Source organism: Actinomadura sp. NPDC049382 (assembly GCF_040677125.1).
Lineage (GTDB): Bacteria > Actinomycetota > Actinomycetes > Streptosporangiales > Streptosporangiaceae > Spirillospora > Spirillospora geliboluensis.
This window is the reverse complement of the sequence record NZ_JBFARO010000155.1, coordinates 1-18,260: the sequence shown is the minus strand read 5'-3', so window position 1 is coordinate 18,260 and position 18,260 is coordinate 1. Positions and strand designations below refer to the sequence as shown.

Sequence of the window (18,260 nt, the reverse complement as noted above, 5' to 3'; positions counted from 1 at the left end):
GCGAGCACCGGTACCGGGCGGAGGCCGAGCGGCGGCGCGCGGAGGCGGAGCACCGGCGGGCGGAGGCGGAGCGGCAGCGCGCCGAGCAGGTGGCGCGGCTGGCCGAGCTGGACCGGCGCGCCGCGGTGAACGCCGAGCGGGCCCGGATGGCCCGCGAGCTGCACGACGTGATCGCCAACCATCTGAGCGCGGTGGCGCTGCACTCCTCGGCGGTGCTGCGGGTGCGGGACCTGGACCGGTCCGAGATCGAGCGGTCCATGGAGGTCATCCGGGAGAACAGCGTGCGCGGCCTCGCCGAGATGCGGCGGATGATCGGGCTGCTGCGCGACGGCGGCGAGGACCCGGCCGCCCGGCCGCGGCTCGCCGAGCTGGACCGGCTCGTCCGGCACACCGGCCGGGCGGACCTGGCGGCGTCGCTGGAGGTCGCGGGGGAGCCGGCGGAGCTGCCCGCGGCGGTGGAGCTGGCCGCCTACCGGATCGTCCAGGAGTCGCTGACCAACGCGCTCAAGCACGGCGGGCCGGGCCGCGCCGAGGTCCGGGTGCGGTACGGCCGGCGGCTGGTGATCGACGTGCTCAGCCCGCTCGGCCGGGACGGATCCCGGCTGCCGGGCAGCGGCAGCGGGCTGGTCGGGATGCGCGAGCGCGCGGTGATGCTGGCCGGGGAGTTCGACGCGGGACCGGACGGCGGCCTGTGGCGGGTGCACGCCGAACTGCCGGTGGAACCGGAGAGGACGCCATGATCGAGGTGCTGGTCGCCGACGACCAGGCGGCGGTGCGGGCGGGCCTGGTGCTGATCCTGCGCGGCGCGCCGGACGTGCGGGTCGTCGGCGAGGCCGCGGACGGGGCGCGGGCGGTGGAGCTGGCCCGCGAGCTGCGCCCCGACGTGGTGCTGATGGACGTGCGCATGCCCGTCCTGGACGGCATCAGCGCCACCCGGGAGATCGCCGGGTTCACCGACGTGCTGGTGCTGACCACGTTCGACATGGACGAGTACGTGTTCGGGGCGCTGCGGGCGGGCGCCGCCGGGTTCCTGCTCAAGGACGTGGACGCCGACCGGCTGGTGGACGCCGTCCGGACGGTCGCGGCGGGCGACGGCGTCATCGCCCCGCGGGTCACCCGGCGGCTGATCGGCGCGTTCGCGGCCCGGCCGGCGGCCCCGGCGCGCGCGCCCGGCCTGGACGGGCTGACGCCCCGGGAGCGCGAGGTGTTCGCGTGCCTGGGGGAGGGCCTGTCGAACGGGCAGATCGCGGCCCGCCTCGACATGGCGGAGACGACCACCAAGACGCATGTGAGCCGCATCCTCGCCAAGCTCGGGCTGGCCAGCCGGGTGCAGGCGGCCATCCTCGCCCAGGAAACGGTCCTGGGTGGACTTTCCGGGCGTGATCCACTCGACGGGCCCCCGGGGACGCGCTGACCCTTCAGCGCGCCTCTCAGTGCGACATGGCGCGGATCAGGTCGGCGACGCGCACGATGCCGAGGCAGCGGCCCACCTCGTCCACCACGACCAGGTCGTCGTAGACGCGGTCGTCCTCCGCGCCCGCCGCGCGCAGCGCCGCGATCGCCGGGACGGTCCGCGGCACGGGCCGGGGCGGGTCGGCCAGCCGGGCGGCGGGCCGCCGCGCGTGCAGCGCGTGCCCGTAGGCGCCGGACAGCTGGAGCAGGAACCGCGTCCGGTCCACCGTGCACCGGGGCCGCTGCCGGTCGTCGACCAGGACGACGCTGGTGACGCCGGTCTCGGCGTTCAGCACGGTGAGCACCTCGTCGGCGGTGGCGGTGTCCGGCAGCGTGACCGCGGGGATCGTGAACTCCGACACCCGCGGCCCGAGCCCGGTCTCCGGCCGGGCCGGCTCCGGGGCCGCCGCCGCGACCGGGATGCTCACCGGCATGCCGGGGCGCCACTCCCGCGGCGCGAGCGCCGGCCCCTGGACGAGCCGCACCCCGGCCTCCCGCATGTGCAGCACCTGCTCGCGGCTCGCCATGCCGGGCGCCTGGACGTGCGTCTCCAGCCGGTGCGCCAGGTCCACCAGGCTCGCGACCAGCGCCGCCCGCCGCGGCTCGGTGAGCGACGCGCGCGCCAGCTCCGGGTCGAGCTTCAGCAGGTAGGGGGCGCCGTCCACCAGCAGGTCCAGCGGGGCGTGCGCGGAGCCGAGCCCGGCGAGGCCGACGAGGTAGCCGGCGTGCCGCAGCGCCGCCAGCGCCGCGGCGAGCGGCGGCCGCTGGGCGGGCGGGAACCCGCCGGTGACGCACAGGATGACCTCATGTGGCCGCCGGCCGGCGTCGCCGAGGCCGTGGTGGAGCTCGTGGAGCAGGTCGTCGCCGCCCGCCAGCGTCTCGGCGCGCAGGGAGATCTGCAGGGGCAGGCGCGTGCCGGCGGCGTGCGCCGCCCGGGCCGCCTCGACGGCGCGCCGCACGTCCTCGGCCGCCGGGTCGAACCGCGCCGGGGCTTCGGACGGCCCGGCGTGCGCCTCGACGGCGACGACGGCGCCCGTGCCGAGATCGGCCACGGGCTGGAACACCGCCCGGGCCGGGAGGAGGGCATCGAGTGCGTCGACGGGCACAGCCGCATCATGCCGCCCGCGACGCCCCGGAACCACCCGTGTCGGGAGAAGTTAACCCACAGTTCGCCCAGTTCAGAGGCTTCGGGTGCCCGCCAGGGCCGACAGCAGGTAGGTGACGCCGGCGACGGCCGACAGCCACGCGTAGGCCGTGATGTCGGAGCCGCGCAGCGCCTGGACGACGAGGCCGCCGACCACCGCGACGGTCAGCACGTCGCCGGTCATCGCGGCGGCGCGCAGGTGCGCGCGGGCCCGGGTGCCGGACCCGAACCCGTCGCTGACCGGCAGCGCCGGCTCGTTGCGCCGGTAGCCGAGGTAGCCGGCGTATCCCGCGAGCGCGGCCAGCGCGACGAGGGCCGTCCCGGACCGCCCGTCGGCGGCGAGCACGGCCCCGACCACCACGCCGGCGGCCAGGACGAGCCCTGGCACGGCCCACCGGCTGAGACTGCGGCGTTCGGGAGCGATCCACATGGTGCCCATCCTTCCCGATGCGCGCACGAGCGGGACCGGCAACGCGCCGGGCGGTATCTTCTCGCTTCGTGGCGCAATTTCGATTGAACGGCTCGAAGATGCTCGCCGTCGACCTCGCCGGCGAGACCATCAGGGCGCTGAACGGCTCCATGGTCGCCTACGAGGGCCAGATGGCGTTCAAGAGGCAGGGCATGACCGGCGGCGAGGGGCTCCGCGGCGCCCTCAAGCGGCGGATCGCCGGCGAGGGCATGACCCTCATGGAGATCAGCGGCCAGGGGACGGTCTACCTGGCCAGCGAGGCGACGGAGGTCACGCTCGTCCAGCTCACCGGCGACACCCTGTTCGTGGAGTCGGAGAGCCTGCTGGCGCTCGACGGCGCCCTGCAGACCGGCGTCCAGTTCGTGGGGCTGCGCGGCATGGGCACCGGCCAGGGCCTCGCCACCACCAAGGTGGACGGGCACGGCACGGTCGCGATCCTGTCCGAGGGGCCGGCGATCGCGCTGGAGGTCACGCCGCAGACACCGCTGTGCGTCGACCCGCACGCCTACGTGTGCCATCACGGGCAGCTCCAGCAGGACGTGGTCACCGACGTCAACTGGCGGACGGTGATCGGCCAGGGATCGGGGGAGAGCGTGCAGTTCCGGTACCAGGGGCACGGGCTGGTGTACGTCCAGCCGGCCGAGCGCGGCGGGATTCTGGAGATCTGATGCCCGGTTACCAGTCGATCAACTCCAAGATGCTCCAGGTGCCGATCGGGCCGGGGCAGGAGGTCTACAGCAAGCGCGGCGCCATGCTCGGCTACACCGGGCCCGTGTCGTTCGCGCCGTCCACCACGGCCGGGCAGGGCATCGGCGGCACCATCGGGCGCGCCGTCGCCGGCGAGCGCAGCGCGATGATGCACGTGACCGGGCAGGGCAGCGTCCTGTTCGGGCACGGCGGCCTGGAGGTCAGCGTCATCGACCTGAACGGCGCCGACACCCTGTACGCCGAGGCCGACCGCCTCCTCGTCCACGACACGACCCTCCAGGTCGGGACGATGTTCATGGGCGAGCAGGGCGGCGTGCGCGGCATCGTGCGCGGCGCCGTCACCGGGCAGGGCCTGTTCACCACCACGCTGACCGGGCACGGCTCGTGCGCGCTGCTGTCGCACGGCGGCGTGATGGAGCTGCCGATCACCCCGCAGCGGCCCGTCCACGTCGACCCGCAGGCGTACGTGGCGCACCGCGGCCAGGTGCAGAACAAGCTCACCACGGCGGTGGGGCTGCGCGACCTGATCGGGCGCGGCTCCGGCGAGGGCTTCCAGCTGGAGCTGAGCGGCTCCGGCGTCGTCTACGTCCAGGCCAGCGAGAGGAAGATCTGACCCGTGAGCACGTTCGGCACGCAGACCTGGAACCCGCACAGCCTCCCGTCCAACGACAACGTCAACCCGTACGCCTTCAGCGTGGACCTCAACGGGCAGTGGTTCGCGCAGAAGGGCAAGATGATCGCCTACTACGGGCAGGTCAAGTTCGAGGCGCTGTCGGCGGGGCCGCTGGACTCCCTCGTCGCGCACACCTTCAACTCCCCGCTGTACGCCCAGGACTGGATCGTCGCGCAGGGGCAGGGCAAGCTGCTGCTCGCCGACCGGGGCTTCGACGTCAACTCCTTCGACCTGGAGGAGGGCAACCTCACCGTCCGGGCCGGGAACCTGCTCGCGTTCGAGCCGGGCCTGGAGCTGAAGCAGTCGATCATCCCCGGGTTCCTGACGCTGATCGGCACGGGGCGGTTCGTGGCGGCCTCCAACGGGCCCGTCCACTTCGTCGAGCCGCCGATCCGCGTCGACCCGCAGGCGCTGCTCGGCTGGGCCGACTGCCCCTCGCCCTGCCACCATTACGACCACTCCTACATGCGCGGGGCGTTCGGCGCGGCCCGGATGGTGTTCGGCATCGGCGGCCAGTCCGGCGAGGAGCACCAGTTCGACTTCACCGGCCAGGGCACCGTGCTCATGCAGTCCTCGGAGGCCGTGATGAACGAGGACGTGCTGCTGCGCGACCTCGAAGGCCAGATCGGGCTGGTCGGCACGTCCGGGCTCCAGCGGCTGCACCAGACGATCGGGCAGCGGCTGGCCGCCGAGCGCCAGGGCTGACCCCGCCGGTCTCCGGGGGCCCGCGCGGCCGGGCCCCCGAAGAGCGGTCACGACGCGGGCTCGGGCGCCGGCTTCATCACGTGGAAGGGCACCCCGAACGGGTCGCGGACGGGCGCCGAGCGGCCGTACGGGCTGTCGGCCGGCTCGGCGTCGACCGTGCCGCCGCCCGCGCGGACCCGGCGGACCGCCTCGTCGGCGTCGCCGACCGCGAAGTAGGTCATCCAGGACGGGACCTCGCCGGAGCCGCCGCCGACCACGACGCCGGACCCGCCGGCGATGCCGCCGATGTAGCGGCCGTCCGGGCGCTTCAGGACGGTGTAGTCCATGTCGCCCGGCATCGGCTCCAGCTCGTAGCCGAAAAGCGTCCGGTAGAACGCGCAGGCGGCGCCGGAGTCGGGCGTGACCAGCTCGTTCCACACGAACGACCCCGGCTCGTTGACGATCGCGGAGCCGTGGTGGGCGCGGCCCTGCCACAGGCCGAACTGGGCGCCCTGCGGGTCCTTGAGGATGGCCATGCGGCCGAGGTCCATCACGTCCATGGCGGGGACGACGACCTCGCCGCCGGCGTCGGTGGCCCGCTTGACGAGGCCGTCGCAGTCGTCCGCGGCGAAGTAGACGCACCACCAGTACTCGTCGGGCTGGTCGTCGGGGTTGCGCATCATCCCGGCGACGGACTCCCCGCGCACCTGGCACAGGTTGTAGTGGCCCGCGTCGGGGCCCGCGTCCAGGAACTGCCAGCCGAAGAGCGTCCCGTAGAACGTCTTCGCGCGCTCGAGGTCGGGGATGCCGATGTCGAGCCAGTTCGGCGTCCCCACCGGCGCGTTTCCGGTGACCTGGGTCATCCGACTCACACTCCTTCGTGCCGGGACCGCCGGGCCCCGGTGCCGTTCCCGCCGCACGCCGCCACCCTCATCCTGGCCCCGCACGCGGCGTTCACACATGGCTTTCCCGACGGATGACCCGTGGCCGGGACCGGCCCCCGCCCGCCGGCCCCCGCACGCCGCCGATCGACGGACGAGCTCCGCTCGGCGGGTCCCGTACACTGGTGGGATGGTTCCGCTCCCGAACTGACAGTGCGCCCGGCGCGCCCACGGTCGATGGACCGCGCGGCGCGCCGTTTCGTGCGCCTGTCCACCGAGCCGTCCGTCAGGGGAGCCCTGTCACTGTGATCATCGCGAAAGACATCGAGCTGCGCGCCGGATCCCGGCTGCTGATCGAGGCCGCCTCGTTCCGGGTCAACCCCGGCGACCGGGTGGGCTTCGTCGGCCGCAACGGCGCCGGCAAGACCACCCTCACCAAGGTGCTGGCGGGGGAGGCGCTGCCCGCGCAGGGCGCCGTGACGTCCTCCGGCACGATCGGCTACCTGCCGCAGGACCCGCGCGGCGTCGACCTCGGCGAGCTGGCCCGCGACCGGATCCTGTCCGCCCGCGGGCTGGACGAGGTGATCCGCAAGCTGCGCGCCGCCGAGGACGCCATGGCGACCGCGACGGGCGCCGACCGGGACAAGGCCGTCCGCCGGTACGGGCGGCTGGAGGAGCGGCTGCACGTGCTCGGCGGCTACAGCGCGGAGGCGGAGGCGGCGTCGATCGCCTCCAGCCTCGGCCTGCCCGACCGGGTGCTGACCCAGCCGCTCGGGACGCTGTCGGGCGGGCAGCGGCGCCGCGTCGAGCTGGCCCGCATCCTGTTCTCCGGCGCCGACACCCTGCTGCTGGACGAGCCGACCAACCACCTGGACGCCGACTCCATCGTCTGGCTCCGCGACTTCCTCAAGGGCCACCAGGGCGGCCTGGTGGTGATCAGCCACGACGTGGAGCTGCTGGGCGCCGTGGTCAACCGGGTGTTCCACCTGGACGCCAACCGCAGCGTGATCGACATCTACAACGTCGGCTGGAAGAAGTACCTCGACCAGCGGGAGACCGACGAGCGGCGCCGCAAGCGCGAGTCGGCCAACGCGCACCGGCAGGCGTCGGCGCTGCTGTCGCAGGCCGACAAGATGCGCGCCAAGGCCACCAAGGCGAAGGCGGCCCAGCAGATGGACCGGCGCGCCCGGCAGCTGCTGGCGGGCGTGGAGGGCGAGCGGCAGGCCGACAAGGTCGCCAAGATCCGCTTCCCGGAGCCCGCGCCGTGCGGCAAGACCCCCCTCACCGCGGAGGGTTTGTCGAAATCGTACGGATCTTTGGAGATTTTCACCGACGTGGACCTGGCCGTCGACCGGGGCAGCCGCGTCGTCGTCCTCGGCCTGAACGGCGCCGGCAAGACCACGCTGCTGCGCCTGCTGGCGGGCGTGGACAAGCCCGACACCGGCTCGGTGGTGCCCGGCCACGGGCTGCGGATCGGCTACTACGCGCAGGAGCACGAGACCCTCGACGTCGAGCGGTCCGTCCTGGAGAACATGCAGTCGGCCGCACCCGGGATGGCGCCGGTGGAGGTCCGCAAGATCCTCGGCTCGTTCCTGTTCTCCGGCGACGACGTCGACAAGCCCGCGGGGGTGCTGTCCGGAGGCGAGAAGACCCGGCTGGCGCTGGCGATGCTGGTGGTGTCGAGCGCGAACGTGCTGCTGCTGGACGAGCCCACCAACAACCTCGACCCGGCGAGCCGCGAGGAGATCCTCGGCGCCCTGCGGACGTTCGCCGGGGCCATCGTCCTGGTGACCCACGACGAGGGCGCGGTCGACGCGCTCGCGCCGGAAAGAGTGATTTTGCTGCCGGATGGTGTGGAAGACATCTGGAGTGACGAGTTTGCCGATCTGGTGGCGCTCGCGTGACCTGCGCGGTGACTTCCGCAGATCTTTTCTGGCCGAGTGGGTAGCCGAACAGCCGGGAATGACTGATCATGGCGGGGGATAACGCAGCGGTCACCACATCACTACGGGAGGTACTCGTGGCCGAGACCCTTAAGAAGGGCACCCGCGTGACCGGTGCCGAGCGCGACAAGCTGGCGGCGGACCTGAAGAAGAGGTACGACTCCGGTGAGAGCATCCGCGCCCTGGCAGCCGCCACCGGCCGCTCCTACGGTTTCATCCACCGGATTCTGACCGAGTCCGGCGTCAACCTGCGCGGTCGCGGCGGCGCGACCCGGGGCAAGAAGTCCTGACCGGACACCGGCCCCCGGATGAGCGCACCGCCTGATCCGGCGCCGCGGCCGACCGAGTAGGGTTCGGTCGCGGCGGCGGAACGGGCGAGCGGGTCCCGCCCCGTGGACGGCGGGGCGGGCCCGCCATTGCCCCCGCCTGATCGGGCGGGGGCACGCTCATCGAAAGGAAGACCAGTGGGGGACGCGACAGCGGCCGGGCGGCCGGAAACGGCCACGGCGGTCCCGGCCGGGACCGACCTGGCCAAGGCGGGGCTCCGGTTCGAGGTGGACGGCGCCGTCGCGACCGTCACGCTGAACCGGCCCGAGCGGCGCAACGCCATGACGTTCGACACATGGCGGGGGCTCGCCGCGATCGGCCGCTCGCTGCCCGCGGACGTGCGCGTCGTCGTGCTGCGGGGCGAGGGCGCCTGCTTCTCCGCCGGGATCGACCTCGGCATGTTCTCCGGTGACGGCGAGGGCTTCAGCGACGGCTCGGACGCCGCGGCGACCGACCGCTTCATCGCCGAGCTGCAGGAGGGCTACACCTGGCTGCGGCGCCCGGAGATCGTCACGGTGGCGGCCGTGCACGGCCACGCCATCGGCGGCGGGTTCCAGCTCGCGCTGGCCTGCGACATCCGCGTCGCCGCCGACGACGCCAAGTTCTGCATGAAGGAGCCCGCGCTCGGGCTCGTCCCCGACCTGACCGGCACCAAGCCGCTGGTCGAGATCGTCGGCATCGGGCGGGCGCTGGAGCTGTGCCTGACGGCGCGGACCGTGCTCGCCGATGAGGCGGCCCGGCTCGGCCTCGCCGAGATCGTCGTCCCGCGCGACGGCCTGGACGGCGCCGTCCGCGACCTGACCGAGGCGCTGCTCGCGGTGAACCCCGGCGCGGCCGTGGCGACGAAGCGGCTGCTGTGGGAGGCCGCCGAGAACACGCTCGAGCAGCAGTGCGCCGCCGAGCGCCGCGAGCAGATCGGCCGGCTGCGGGAGATGTTCGGCAAGTGACCGCCGCGGGGCGGGCCGGGGACGCCCGGCCCGCCCCGGCGCGGCTACTTCAGCGCCTCGCGGCCGCCGCGCGCCAGCGGCAGCAGCACGCGGCTGACGCCGGGCCGCACGGAGACCTCGGTCCCGGCCGGGTGGCGCAGCGTGTAGTCGTAGTCGGTGGACAGCAGGATCACGCCGAGCCGGTGGCCGGCCTTCACGGTGTAGTCGGTGGGTTCGAGGTCCCACCGGAACGTGTAGGGCTTCCCGGCCTCGACGGGCTCGCTGCGGCTGAAACCGTGCCGGTTCCGGGCGTCCAGCCACCCCCGCGTGATGATCTTGTAAGGGGCGGTCTGGGTCGCCAGCTGCTGCCGGTAGGTGCAGCCGGGGTCGCCCGGCACGCTCTCACCGAAGCACACCTGCTCGGCGGTGGTGACGCGGGAGCCCGTCGGGCGGGTGTCGGTGCCGTAGTCGACAAGCAGCGCCGTCAGGTACGGCGACCGGCCGTCCAGGGAGGCCCGCAGCGACACCGAGGGGATGCCGTCGACCCGGACGGCGCTCGGCAGCGGCCCGGTGAGGTAGGCGAGCCGGTTCGGGTCGGCCAGGTCCTCATCGGCGAGGAGCTGCTCGGCGGTGCGGGTCCGGCCGGCGTCCGTGAACGACTGGGGCGTGCCGGGCCGGGGCCGCAGGCCGAGGGTGCCCGGCTGCCCGGACGGCCCGGCGTTCAGGCTGACCGGGACGGTGCGGGTGCCGGGGACGGGCCAGTCCTTGGCCGTCTCCCACGTACCGTCCGCCTGCTCGACGTCGACGCGCGGCTCGTTCTCGATCCCGTTGCGGATCCCGTACAGGTAGCGGTCGAACCAGTGGTGGGTCTGCCGCAGCCACTCCTCGACCCGCCAGCGGAACGGCGTCGAGTGGTTGCCCTGGTGCAGCCACAGCTTCCGCGGGACGCCCGCCTCCTTGAGCGCGTTCCACCACTGCACGGAGTTCTTGACCTTGACGTTCCAGTCGTTGAGCCCGTGCACGACCATGACGGCGGCGCGCACCTTCCGCGCCTGGCCCACGTAGTCGCGCGCCGCCCAGACCTTGGAGTAGTCGCCGGTCTCGCGGTCCTGCGTCGCCTCGATCTCCTCGATGACCTTCGCGCAGACCTCGGGGTTCTCGCGGGTCAGCACGGCCTCGGCCAGGACGTCGAGGTCCTCGCCCTGGTAGCCGCCGGGCGCGACGACGCCGCCGCCCGCGCGGTAGTAGTCGTACCAGCTGGAGATCCCGGCGATCGGGACGATGGCCTTCAGGCCCTCGACGCCGGTGGCGGCGGCCATGTTCGGCAGCGTCCCGTTGTAGGACTGGCCGATCATGCCGACGTTGCCGGTGGACCAGGTCGCCTTCACCGGGGTGCCGTCCGGGGCCCAGCCGCGGGCGCGGCCGTTCAGCCAGTCCACGGCGGCCTTGGCGCCCGCCTGCTCGCTGCGGTCGCCGGACGTCGGGCAGCCGGTCGAGCCGCCCGTCCCGATGCTGTCGAGGTTCGCGACGGCGTACCCGCGCGGCAGGAAGTAGTTGTCGTAGTAGCCGGGGAAGACGTCGGCGAGGTCGCGCTGGGTGGTCGTCAGCGAGCGGGCCCGCGCGTCGCCGATGTCGACCGGGTGGTTGGGGACGTTGTTGATCCCGGCCCAGTAGGGGCTGGCCTCCAGGATCGTCGGGACCTTCAGGCCGGCGGTGGCGGTCTCCTTCGGGCGCATGATCCGCATCTGCACCCGGTCGCGCACGCCGTCGCGGTCGCTGTCGGCCGTGGTCTCGATGGTGACGGTCTGGGTGACGGCGTCCGCGCGGGAGAACACCGGCTGCGTCTCGCCGCCCGCCACCGTCAGGCGCGGGGCGGCGCCGTCCCTCGCGGGGACGTCCGCCGCCGCCGGGAGGGCGGTCGCGGCGGCCAGCGCGGCGGCGAGGGTGAGCGCGCCGGCGCCGCCGTGGAGGCGTCGTTTCATCTGTGGGCTCCCGGGGGGTGTGAGCCTGGGGGTGATGATCACAGTTACACCGGCGGGACGCGTTGTCCAGAGCCGTTACGCCGTGAGCGGAGCCGGGAAGCGCGGCGGGCGGGGCGGCGTTGTCCCCGCCGGATACTGAGATGCTTACTTGATTACGTCGATGCCGCTGGCATCGATGGCACGGACGCGCCGGAGGCAGATGTGGGAATGCCGGGAATGCCGGGCAACGGCTGGCAGGTGATGGCCTCGTTCCGCAAGGACAGCTCCGTCACCCGGCAGAAGCTCAAGCCCGGCACCGTCGGGCGGATCGCGGGGTACGCCCGGCCCTATGTGCGCGAGCTGGTGATCTTCCTCGCGCTGAACTCGCTGGCCGCGGTGATCGTCGTCGCGAACCCGCTGCTGCTGAAGTCGATCATCGACAGCGGCATCGTGCCGGGCCGCCAGGACATCGTGGTGTGGCTCGCCGTCGCCGTCGCGGGCCTCGCGCTGGTGGAGGCGGTGCTCGGCCTCGCCCAGCGCTGGTACTCCGCGCGCATCGGCGAGGGGCTCATCTACGACCTGCGCAGCCAGGTGTTCGCGCACGTCCAGCGGCAGCCGGTCGCGTTCTTCATGCGCGCGCAGACGGGCTCGCTCGTCAGCCGCCTCAACAACGACGTGATCGGCGCGCAGCGCGCCCTCACCACCACGCTGTCGTCGGTGGTGTCCAACGTGATCAGCCTGATCCTGGTGCTGGCGACGATGCTGTTCCTGTCGTGGCAGGTCACGCTGATCGCGCTGCTGCTGCTCCCGATCTTCGTCCTGCCGGCCAAGTGGGTCGGCAAGCGGCTGCAGCGCGTCAGCCGCGAGCAGATGGTGCTGGACGCCGAGATGGGCTCGCTGATGACCGAGCGCTTCAACGTGGCCGGCGCCATGCTCGCCAAGCTGTACGGGCGGCCCGCCGAGGAGGAGGAGAACTTCTCCGGCCGCGCCGCCCGCGTCCGCGACATCGGCGTCGTCGCCGCCATGTACGGGCGGGTCTTCTTCACCGCGCTGACGCTCGTCGCGGCGCTCGCCACCGCCATGGTCTACGGCGTCGGCGGCTACCTCGTCGTGGGCGACACCCTCCAGCTCGGCACGCTCGTCGCGCTCGCGACGCTGCTGACCCGCATGTACGGGCCGCTGACCGCGCTGTCCAACGTCCACGTGGACGTCATGACCGCGCTCGTCAGCTTCGACCGGGTCTTCGAGGTCCTGGACCTCAAGCCGCTGATCCGCGACCGCGAGGACGCCCGCGCGCTCGCCGAGAGCCGCTCGCCCGCCGCGAGCCTCACCAAGGCGCCGTCGATCGAGTTCGACCACGTCCGGTTCGCCTACCCGGCGGCGGACGAGGTGTCGCTGGCGTCCCTGGAGTCGATCGCCCGCACCGACACCTCGCCCAGCCGCGAGGTGCTGCACGACGTCGACTTCCGGGCCGGGCCCGGGCAGCTCGTCGCGCTCGTCGGGCCGTCCGGCGCGGGCAAGTCGACGATCACCCACCTGGTGTCGCGGCTGTACGACGTGTCCGGCGGCGCGGTCCGGATCGGCGGCGCCGACGTCCGCGACGTGACCCTGGAGTCGCTGCGCGCCGAGATCGGCGTGGTCAGCCAGGACGCGCACCTGTTCCACGACACGATCCGGGAGAACATGCGCTACGCCCGCCCGGACGCGACCGACGAGGAGATCCTCGCCGCGCTGGAGGCCGCGCACGTCGGCGGCCTCGTCGCCGAGATGGCCGACGGCCTGGACACCGTCGTCGGCGACCGCGGCTACCGGCTGTCGGGCGGCGAGAAGCAGCGCCTCGCGATCGCCCGGCTGCTGCTCAAGGCGCCGTCGGTGGTGGTGCTGGACGAGGCGACCGCGCACCTGGACTCCGAGTCCGAGGCGGCCGTGCAGCGGGCGCTGCGCACCGCGCTCGCGGGCCGCACCTCGCTGGTGATCGCGCACCGGCTGTCCACGATCCGGGAGGCCGACCAGATCCTGGTGATCGACGGCGGCCGGGTCGCCGAGCGCGGCCGGCACGAGGAGCTGCTGCTGGAGGGCGGCCTGTACGCCGAGCTGTACCGCACGCAGTTCGCCCACCAGCGGGACGTGGAGCTGCAGACCGAGCCGCTGGGCGCCGACTAGCCGCGCGCGCAAGAGCGGCGGCGTGGTCAGCCCTGCGGCCCGGTGCGGTAGCCGAGCCTGCGCAGCTCGGTCCCCGCGACCTTCTCGACCTGGGCGGCCTGCCGGGGGGTGAGGCGGTCGCGCCACGACCCGACGCCGCCGTCGGCCGCCTCGCCCGCCCGCACCAGGCCCGACAGCGCGGACCTCGGGACGCGCGCGTCGAGGTACTCCGACAGGCCCGCGGCGATGGCGCGCGGCTTGGCCAGCAGGTCCTCGTAGCGGACGGTGAGCAGCTGCTCCTCGGGCACCTGCTGGCGGAGCCGCGCGCTGAGCCGCACCGAGCCGCGCCAGCGCAGCGCGCACTTGACCGCGGTGGCCGCGCGCGGCCACCGGTTGCGGTCGGTGTGGTCCTCGACGCCGAAGAACGGGTTGGGGAACACCGTGTCGAGGTTGGCCAGGCCCGGCTTGAACCAGGCGAGGCAGCGCTCGTCTTCGAGCATGTCGGCGACCGCGTCCCGGCCGTCCCGGATCACCTGGACGAGTTGGGCGTCGGGGAAGGCGTCCAGCAGCACGTCGGTGCTGTAGATCAGGTCGGGGGAGGCGTCGGCGAACCGCTCCAGGCCCTGCGCGTCCGCGCACGCCTCCGCGGGCGCCGGGGCCAGGGCGCCGGGCGGGGCCGGGGGCCGCGGCGGCAGCCCGGCCAGCTCGCGGCACTCGTCCGGGCACTGCGCGCAGGCCCGCGCCGAGACCAGCCACGCCTCGGCGTAGGCGTCCCGCAGCACCCGCGCGGCGCCCTTCTCCCGGTCGGAGGCGATCGAGGGCTGCCGTGCGAACGCGTAGGTGACGCGCAGCACGCCGGGCCGGCCGGTGGTCAGATGGAAGCCGGGGGTCCGCTTGACCGCGCGCGCCAGCAGCTCCGCACCCGAGTGCGGAGCCCCCAGGATGAACACCGGGCGGCGGACCTTGGTGCCGTTGACCACCAGGATGTGCGGCGTCGACCTCATACCAGGGCAAGTTTGTCACCTTTTGCGGACTGGCCGGTCCGTGACCCAGCGTAAGGGCCGGCCCGATACCCATCCGTTAACCGGAGCGGACCATGACCCCCGCGCGGGACCTACCATGTCGGGGTGGACGTTCCCCTGACGCTCGCCGAGCTTCTGCCCAACGTCGGCGCGATCACCGTGCTGACCGGCGCCGGGGTCTCCACCGACAGCGGCATCCCCGACTTCCGCGGCCCGCGCGGCGTCTGGACCCGGGATCCGGCGGCGGAGGCGATGTCCACGATCGGCTCCTACCTCGCCGACCCGGAGGTGCGGCGGCGCGCCTGGCGGTCCCGCCGCGACGACCCCGTCTGGACGGCCGAGCCGAACGCCGCGCACGCGGCCCTCGCCGAGCTGGAGCGGGCCGGGCGGCTGCGCGCCCTGATCACCCAGAACATCGACGGCCTGCACCAGCGGGCCGGGTCGTCCGCCGCCGCGGTCATCGAGATCCACGGGACGGTGCGCGAGGCGGTCTGCCTGTCGTGCGGGCTGCGCACCCCCATGCCCGAGGTCCTCGCCCGCGTCGACGCCGGCGAGGACGACCCGCCCTGCGCGGCGTGCGGCGGCCTGCAGAAGTCCGCGACGGTCTCCTTCGGCCAGTCCCTGGACCCGGACGTGCTGGACGCCGCGATCGCCGCCGCCCGCGACTGCGAGCTGTTCCTGGCCGCCGGCACCTCGCTGACCGTGCAGCCCGCCGCCGGGCTGTGCCTGGAGGCGGTCGACGCCGGCGCCCGCCTGGTGATCATCAATGCCGAGCCGACCCCGTACGATGGGCTGGCCGACGCGGTCCTGCGGCGGCCGATCGGCGAGACGCTGCCGCGCCTCGCCGGCCTCGCGCTCGGCACGGGGCGATGATCTGTTGGCGATGATCTGTTGGCGGGTCGTGACCGGGCGCCTCTTCCACTGGCGTCCGGATCCTGACAAGCTCTATCCGTCGCGGTGCGAGGAGGGATCGGGTTGAAGAGCGGGGGCGCCCGCGCGGAGACGGCAGACGGGCCGCCGGCCGCGCCGGGTGCCGGCATGCCCGGAGACCGCGGCCGGGCGCGACGGGCCCGCCGGTACGGGCGGTTGCGCCCCGGCGACCGGGTCGCGGTGATCGCGCCCAGCGGCCCCGCCGAGCCCGCCCGGCTGGAGGCCGGCTGCGCGCTGCTGCGCGACCTCGGCCTTGACGCCGTGGTCGGCAAGCACGCCCTCGACCGTGTCAACCTCGGCGCCCCCGGCCCGGTCCGCGAGGGCTGGCACCGGCTCGCCGGCGGCGACGCCGACCGGGCCGCCGACCTGCAGTCCGCCTGGTGCGACCCGCGCGTCCGCGCGGTGGTCTGCGCCCGCGGCGGCTACGGCGCCACCCGCGTCCTCGACCACCTCGACTGGGACGCCCTGGCCGCCGCCACGGCCGCGTCCGGCGCGCCCAAGATCCTGCACGGCTCCAGCGACATCACCGCACTGCACGCGGCCTTTGGAACGCGCCTAGGGGTCACGACGTCCTTCGGCCCCATGCCCGCCGGCCTCCTCGCCGACGACGAACCCGACACCGACACCCTCGACGCCCTCCGCGCCGCCCTGTTCGGCGGCCCGGTCACGCTGCCGGGCACGCACGCCCTCAGCCCGGGGCGCGCCGAGGGCCCGCTCACCGGCGGCACCCTGTCGCTCCTGGCCGCCCTCTCCGGCACCCCGTACGCCCCGCCGCCCGCGGCGGGCCGCATCGTCTTCCTGGAGGACGTCACCGAGGCGCCCTACCGGATCGACCGGATGCTCGTGCAGCTCCTGCAGTCCGGCTGGTTCGACGGCGCGGCCGGGGTGGCGCTCGGCACCTGGCGCGACTGCGGCGACCCCGCCGAGCTCGACGCGGTGTTCGCCGCCCGGCTCGGCCCGCTCGGCGTCCCGGTGCTGGCTGGGCTGCCCGCCGGGCACGGCCCGCGCCAGCTGACCCTCGAACTCGGCGCCCCCGCCGTCCTCACGGCCTCCCCGCCGCCCCCGCAGTCCCCGCAAGATCCGCACCCCGCCGTGCCGGAACCCGGCGCGCTCACCCTCGAAGCGCCCTCGGGAGGTGCGCGATGAGCGGCCGCCATGCCCGTCCCGAACCCTGGGACGACGGGACCCTCGACTCGCTGCTGGTACTGGTCGCCGAGAGCCTCGGCTACCGCTGCACCCCCGCGCCCGGCGAGGTGATGCTGCTGGAGGGCGCGAACCGGCTGCACGTCAGCCTGCGCGACCTGCGGCAGCTCGCCCGCCTCGTGCCGCGCGACGACTGGCCGGCGCTGGTGTCCGACCACGTCACCACGATCGTCACCGCGATCGAGGAGCCGCTGGACCTCAGCGACTTCGACCTCGCCCAGCACCTGCTGCGCACCCGCATCTACCCGGCGGAGGCCGACAACGGCGTCCTCGCCGCCCGGCCGTTCGCGCCCGGCCTGATCGAGGCCGTCGTCGTCGACACGCCCACCACGGTCCGCACCGTCACCACCGACGAGATGGACGGCTGGCCCGTCTCCGGCGACGCGCTGTTCATGCTGGGCCGCGCCAACGTCCGCGCCGACGGGCCCCTCCAGCTCGACGAGCAGGACCTCGGCGGCGTCCGCGTCTCCGTCCTGCACGGCTGGACGTTCTACGCCGTCACGCACCTGGCGTGGCTGGAGGAGTACCTGCCGATCGGGCCGTACGGGGCGCTGGTGATCGCGCCGAACCGCAGCCTGATCGTCGCCCACCCGCTGCGGATCGCCGAAGGGCACCCGCGGGCGCGGTACCGGGCGGCCGTGGCGGCGGCGACCGAGCTGCAGGCGCAGGCCCACCGCGCCTACGAGGAGGGCCCCGGCTCGCTCAGCCCGCACCTGTACTGGTGGCGCGCGGGCGAGCTGACCTACCTGGAGACCCGCTACGAGGGCGACACGATGGTGCTGCCGGAGGAGTTCGCGTCCGTCCTCGCCACGCTGGCGGCCGAGCACTGATGCGGATCGTCGTCGCGCCCGACTCGTTCAAGGGCAGCCTGTCCGCGGCGGAGGTGTGCGCCGCCGTCGCGGCGGGCGCGCGCCGGGCCGTGCCGGACGCCGAGGTCGCGGCGGTGCCGATGGCCGACGGCGGCGAGGGCACCCTCGACTGCTTCCTGGCCGCCCGCGGCGGCGACGCCGTCGAGGTCGCCGCCGCCGACCCGCTGGGCCGCCCGGTCAAGGCCCGCTACGCCCTGTCCGGCGACGGGCGCTCCGCCGTGGTGGAGCTGGCCGCCGCGTCCGGGCTGCCGCTCGTCGAGGACGTCCCGCCCGACCCGCTGAACGCCGCCACCCACGGCACCGGCGAGCTGATCGCGGACGCGGTGCGGCGCGGCGCCCGCGAGGTCCTCGTGTGCATCGGCGGCAGCGCCAGCACCGACGGCGGCACCGGGCTGCTGCGCGCCCTCGGCGTCCGCTTCCTGGACGCCGCCGGCGCGGAGCTGCCGCCGGGCGGCGCGGCCCTCGCCCGGCTCGCCGCGATCGACGACTCCGCACTGCCGGACGCGGTCCGCGCGACCCGGTTCCGGGTCGCCTGCGACGTCACCAACCCGCTCATCGGCCCGGCCGGCGCCGCCGCCGTGTTCGGCCCGCAGAAGGGCGCGTCGCCCGCGCAGGTCGCCGAGCTGGACGCCGCCCTCACCGTCTTCGCCGACGTGCTCGCCGCGCGCGGCGGGCCCCGCGTCCACGACCTGCCCGGCGCGGGCGCGGCCGGCGGCACCTGCGGCGGCCTCGTCGGGGTGCTCGGCGCCGAGCCGGCCGCCGGGGCCGAGCTCGTCGCCGCGGCGGTCGGACTCCCGGCCGCCCTCGCCGGCGCCGACCTGGTCGTCACCCGCGTGGGCCGGGGCGACCGGCCGAGCGCCCGCGGCAAGGTCGGCTCCGCCGTCGCCGCGCGCCCCCCCCCCCCCCGCGGCCCCCGCCAGGGCCCG

At 74.5% G+C, this 18,260-nt stretch carries 18 protein-coding genes; 13 read left to right on the top strand and 5 right to left on the bottom strand.

Going from position 1 to position 18,260, the window contains the following annotated elements; translation table 11 throughout:
- Together AB0K34_RS41670 and AB0K34_RS41665 are read left to right on the top strand one after the other, a co-directional pair.
- Nucleotides 1-740 (top strand): histidine kinase (locus AB0K34_RS41670; protein WP_364554208.1); only part of this gene is annotated, 740 nt, incomplete at its 5' end.
- Nucleotides 737-1,414, top strand: a complete 678-nt coding sequence (locus tag AB0K34_RS41665) for a response regulator transcription factor (RefSeq protein WP_364554206.1) — start codon at nt 737-739, stop codon at nt 1,412-1,414. The genes AB0K34_RS41670 and AB0K34_RS41665, both read left to right, overlap by 4 nt.
- Before the next feature lie 16 nt (nt 1,415-1,430).
- Here the strand turns inward: AB0K34_RS41665 and AB0K34_RS41660 are convergent, their stop codons facing one another.
- Together AB0K34_RS41660 and AB0K34_RS41655 are read right to left on the bottom strand one after the other, a co-directional pair.
- Nucleotides 1,431-2,558 carry an EAL domain-containing protein gene (locus AB0K34_RS41660; RefSeq protein WP_171069185.1) on the bottom strand — a complete coding sequence of 376 codons (1,128 nt, stop codon included), beginning with the start codon at nt 2,556-2,558 and terminating at the stop codon, nt 1,431-1,433.
- 72 nt (nt 2,559-2,630) lie between these two features.
- A complete protein-coding gene (locus tag AB0K34_RS41655; protein WP_138638556.1) occupies nt 2,631-3,026 on the bottom strand; it encodes an ABC transporter permease in 396 nt (131 codons plus the stop codon).
- 68 nt (nt 3,027-3,094) lie between these two features.
- Here AB0K34_RS41655 and AB0K34_RS41650 point away from each other — a divergent pair, with 68 nt between their 5' ends.
- Genes AB0K34_RS41650 through AB0K34_RS41640 form a run of 3 tightly spaced genes read left to right on the top strand, consistent with a single transcriptional unit; the run spans nt 3,095 to nt 5,151 of the window.
- Nucleotides 3,095-3,733 carry an AIM24 family protein gene (locus AB0K34_RS41650; protein ID WP_240808050.1) on the top strand — a complete coding sequence of 213 codons (639 nt, stop codon included), beginning with the start codon at nt 3,095-3,097 and terminating at the stop codon, nt 3,731-3,733.
- Complete coding sequence (locus AB0K34_RS41645) at nt 3,733-4,386, top strand: AIM24 family protein (protein ID WP_301174976.1); 654 nt, start codon at nt 3,733-3,735, stop codon at nt 4,384-4,386. Before AB0K34_RS41650 ends, AB0K34_RS41645 begins: the two co-directional genes overlap by 1 nt.
- Nucleotides 4,387-4,389: 3 nt before the next feature.
- Nucleotides 4,390-5,151: an AIM24 family protein gene (locus AB0K34_RS41640; protein WP_138638553.1), complete on the top strand. Its 762-nt coding sequence runs from the start codon at nt 4,390-4,392 to the stop codon at nt 5,149-5,151.
- A gap of 47 nt (nt 5,152-5,198) precedes the next feature.
- Here the strand turns inward: AB0K34_RS41640 and AB0K34_RS41635 are convergent, their stop codons facing one another.
- The gene (locus tag AB0K34_RS41635) at nt 5,199-5,993 is read right to left on the bottom strand and encodes a VOC family protein (protein WP_301174978.1); all 795 of its coding nucleotides are present in this window, start codon (nt 5,991-5,993) and stop codon (nt 5,199-5,201) included.
- A 323-nt stretch (nt 5,994-6,316) separates the two neighbouring features.
- Between AB0K34_RS41635 and AB0K34_RS41630 the strand changes: the two genes are divergently transcribed.
- The 3 genes from AB0K34_RS41630 (at nt 6,317) to AB0K34_RS41620 (ending at nt 9,228) form a co-directional block, all read left to right on the top strand.
- A complete protein-coding gene (locus AB0K34_RS41630; RefSeq protein ID WP_301174979.1) occupies nt 6,317-7,915 on the top strand; it encodes an ABC-F family ATP-binding cassette domain-containing protein in 1,599 nt (532 codons plus the stop codon).
- A 116-nt stretch (nt 7,916-8,031) separates the two neighbouring features.
- Nucleotides 8,032-8,244 carry a helix-turn-helix domain-containing protein gene (locus AB0K34_RS41625; protein WP_021596738.1) on the top strand — a complete coding sequence of 71 codons (213 nt, stop codon included), beginning with the start codon at nt 8,032-8,034 and terminating at the stop codon, nt 8,242-8,244.
- Nucleotides 8,245-8,481: 237 nt separating this feature from the next.
- On the top strand, nt 8,482-9,228 hold the full coding sequence (locus AB0K34_RS41620) for an enoyl-CoA hydratase/isomerase family protein (protein WP_240808357.1): 747 nt from the start codon (nt 8,482-8,484) through the stop codon (nt 9,226-9,228).
- A gap of 44 nt (nt 9,229-9,272) precedes the next feature.
- Here AB0K34_RS41620 and AB0K34_RS41615 read toward each other — a convergent pair whose 3' ends face one another.
- Nucleotides 9,273-11,189 carry a Xaa-Pro dipeptidyl-peptidase gene (locus tag AB0K34_RS41615; protein WP_364554202.1) on the bottom strand — a complete coding sequence of 639 codons (1,917 nt, stop codon included), beginning with the start codon at nt 11,187-11,189 and terminating at the stop codon, nt 9,273-9,275.
- 216 nt (nt 11,190-11,405) lie between these two features.
- On the opposite strand from AB0K34_RS41615, the gene AB0K34_RS41610 reads away from it, so the two are divergent.
- Entirely contained in the window at nt 11,406-13,331 is a 1,926-nt protein-coding gene (locus AB0K34_RS41610) for an ABC transporter ATP-binding protein (RefSeq protein WP_364554210.1), read from the top strand.
- Between the two features lie 26 nt (nt 13,332-13,357).
- Here AB0K34_RS41610 and AB0K34_RS41605 read toward each other — a convergent pair whose 3' ends face one another.
- Entirely contained in the window at nt 13,358-14,314 is a 957-nt protein-coding gene (locus tag AB0K34_RS41605) for a sulfotransferase (RefSeq protein ID WP_301174981.1), read from the bottom strand.
- 123 nt (nt 14,315-14,437) lie between these two features.
- Here AB0K34_RS41605 and AB0K34_RS41600 point away from each other — a divergent pair, with 123 nt between their 5' ends.
- The 4 genes from AB0K34_RS41600 to AB0K34_RS41585 all read left to right on the top strand — a co-directional run.
- Nucleotides 14,438-15,205 (top strand): Sir2 family NAD-dependent protein deacetylase, encoded by a 768-nt coding sequence (locus tag AB0K34_RS41600; protein ID WP_138640063.1) that lies wholly within the window; start codon nt 14,438-14,440, stop codon nt 15,203-15,205.
- Between the two features lie 165 nt (nt 15,206-15,370).
- Nucleotides 15,371-16,408 (top strand): LD-carboxypeptidase, encoded by a 1,038-nt coding sequence (locus AB0K34_RS41595; protein WP_301174982.1) that lies wholly within the window; start codon nt 15,371-15,373, stop codon nt 16,406-16,408.
- Nucleotides 16,405-17,295 carry a hypothetical protein gene (locus AB0K34_RS41590; protein ID WP_138639503.1) on the top strand — a complete coding sequence of 297 codons (891 nt, stop codon included), beginning with the start codon at nt 16,405-16,407 and terminating at the stop codon, nt 17,293-17,295. The genes AB0K34_RS41595 and AB0K34_RS41590 overlap by 4 nt, the downstream gene beginning before the upstream one ends.
- Nucleotides 17,295-18,260 (top strand): glycerate kinase (locus tag AB0K34_RS41585; RefSeq protein WP_364554199.1); only part of this gene is annotated, 966 nt, incomplete at its 3' end. The genes AB0K34_RS41590 and AB0K34_RS41585, both read left to right, overlap by 1 nt.

Coding starts and splice junctions, on each gene's coding strand:
- AB0K34_RS41665 (WP_364554206.1), top strand. CDS start 737: ATGATCGAGGTGCTGGTCGCCGACGACCAGGCGGCGGTGCGGGCGGGC.
- AB0K34_RS41655 (WP_138638556.1), bottom strand. CDS start 3,026: ATGTGGATCGCTCCCGAACGCCGCAGTCTCAGCCGGTGGGCCGTGCCA.
- AB0K34_RS41645 (WP_301174976.1), top strand. CDS start 3,733: ATGCCCGGTTACCAGTCGATCAACTCCAAGATGCTCCAGGTGCCGATC.
- AB0K34_RS41635 (WP_301174978.1), bottom strand. CDS start 5,993: ATGACCCAGGTCACCGGAAACGCGCCGGTGGGGACGCCGAACTGGCTC.
- AB0K34_RS41615 (WP_364554202.1), bottom strand. CDS start 11,189: ATGAAACGACGCCTCCACGGCGGCGCCGGCGCGCTCACCCTCGCCGCC.
- AB0K34_RS41610 (WP_364554210.1), top strand. CDS start 11,406: ATGCCGGGCAACGGCTGGCAGGTGATGGCCTCGTTCCGCAAGGACAGC.
- AB0K34_RS41605 (WP_301174981.1), bottom strand. CDS start 14,314: ATGAGGTCGACGCCGCACATCCTGGTGGTCAACGGCACCAAGGTCCGC.
- AB0K34_RS41595 (WP_301174982.1), top strand. CDS start 15,371: ATGCCCGGAGACCGCGGCCGGGCGCGACGGGCCCGCCGGTACGGGCGG.
- AB0K34_RS41590 (WP_138639503.1), top strand. CDS start 16,405: ATGAGCGGCCGCCATGCCCGTCCCGAACCCTGGGACGACGGGACCCTC.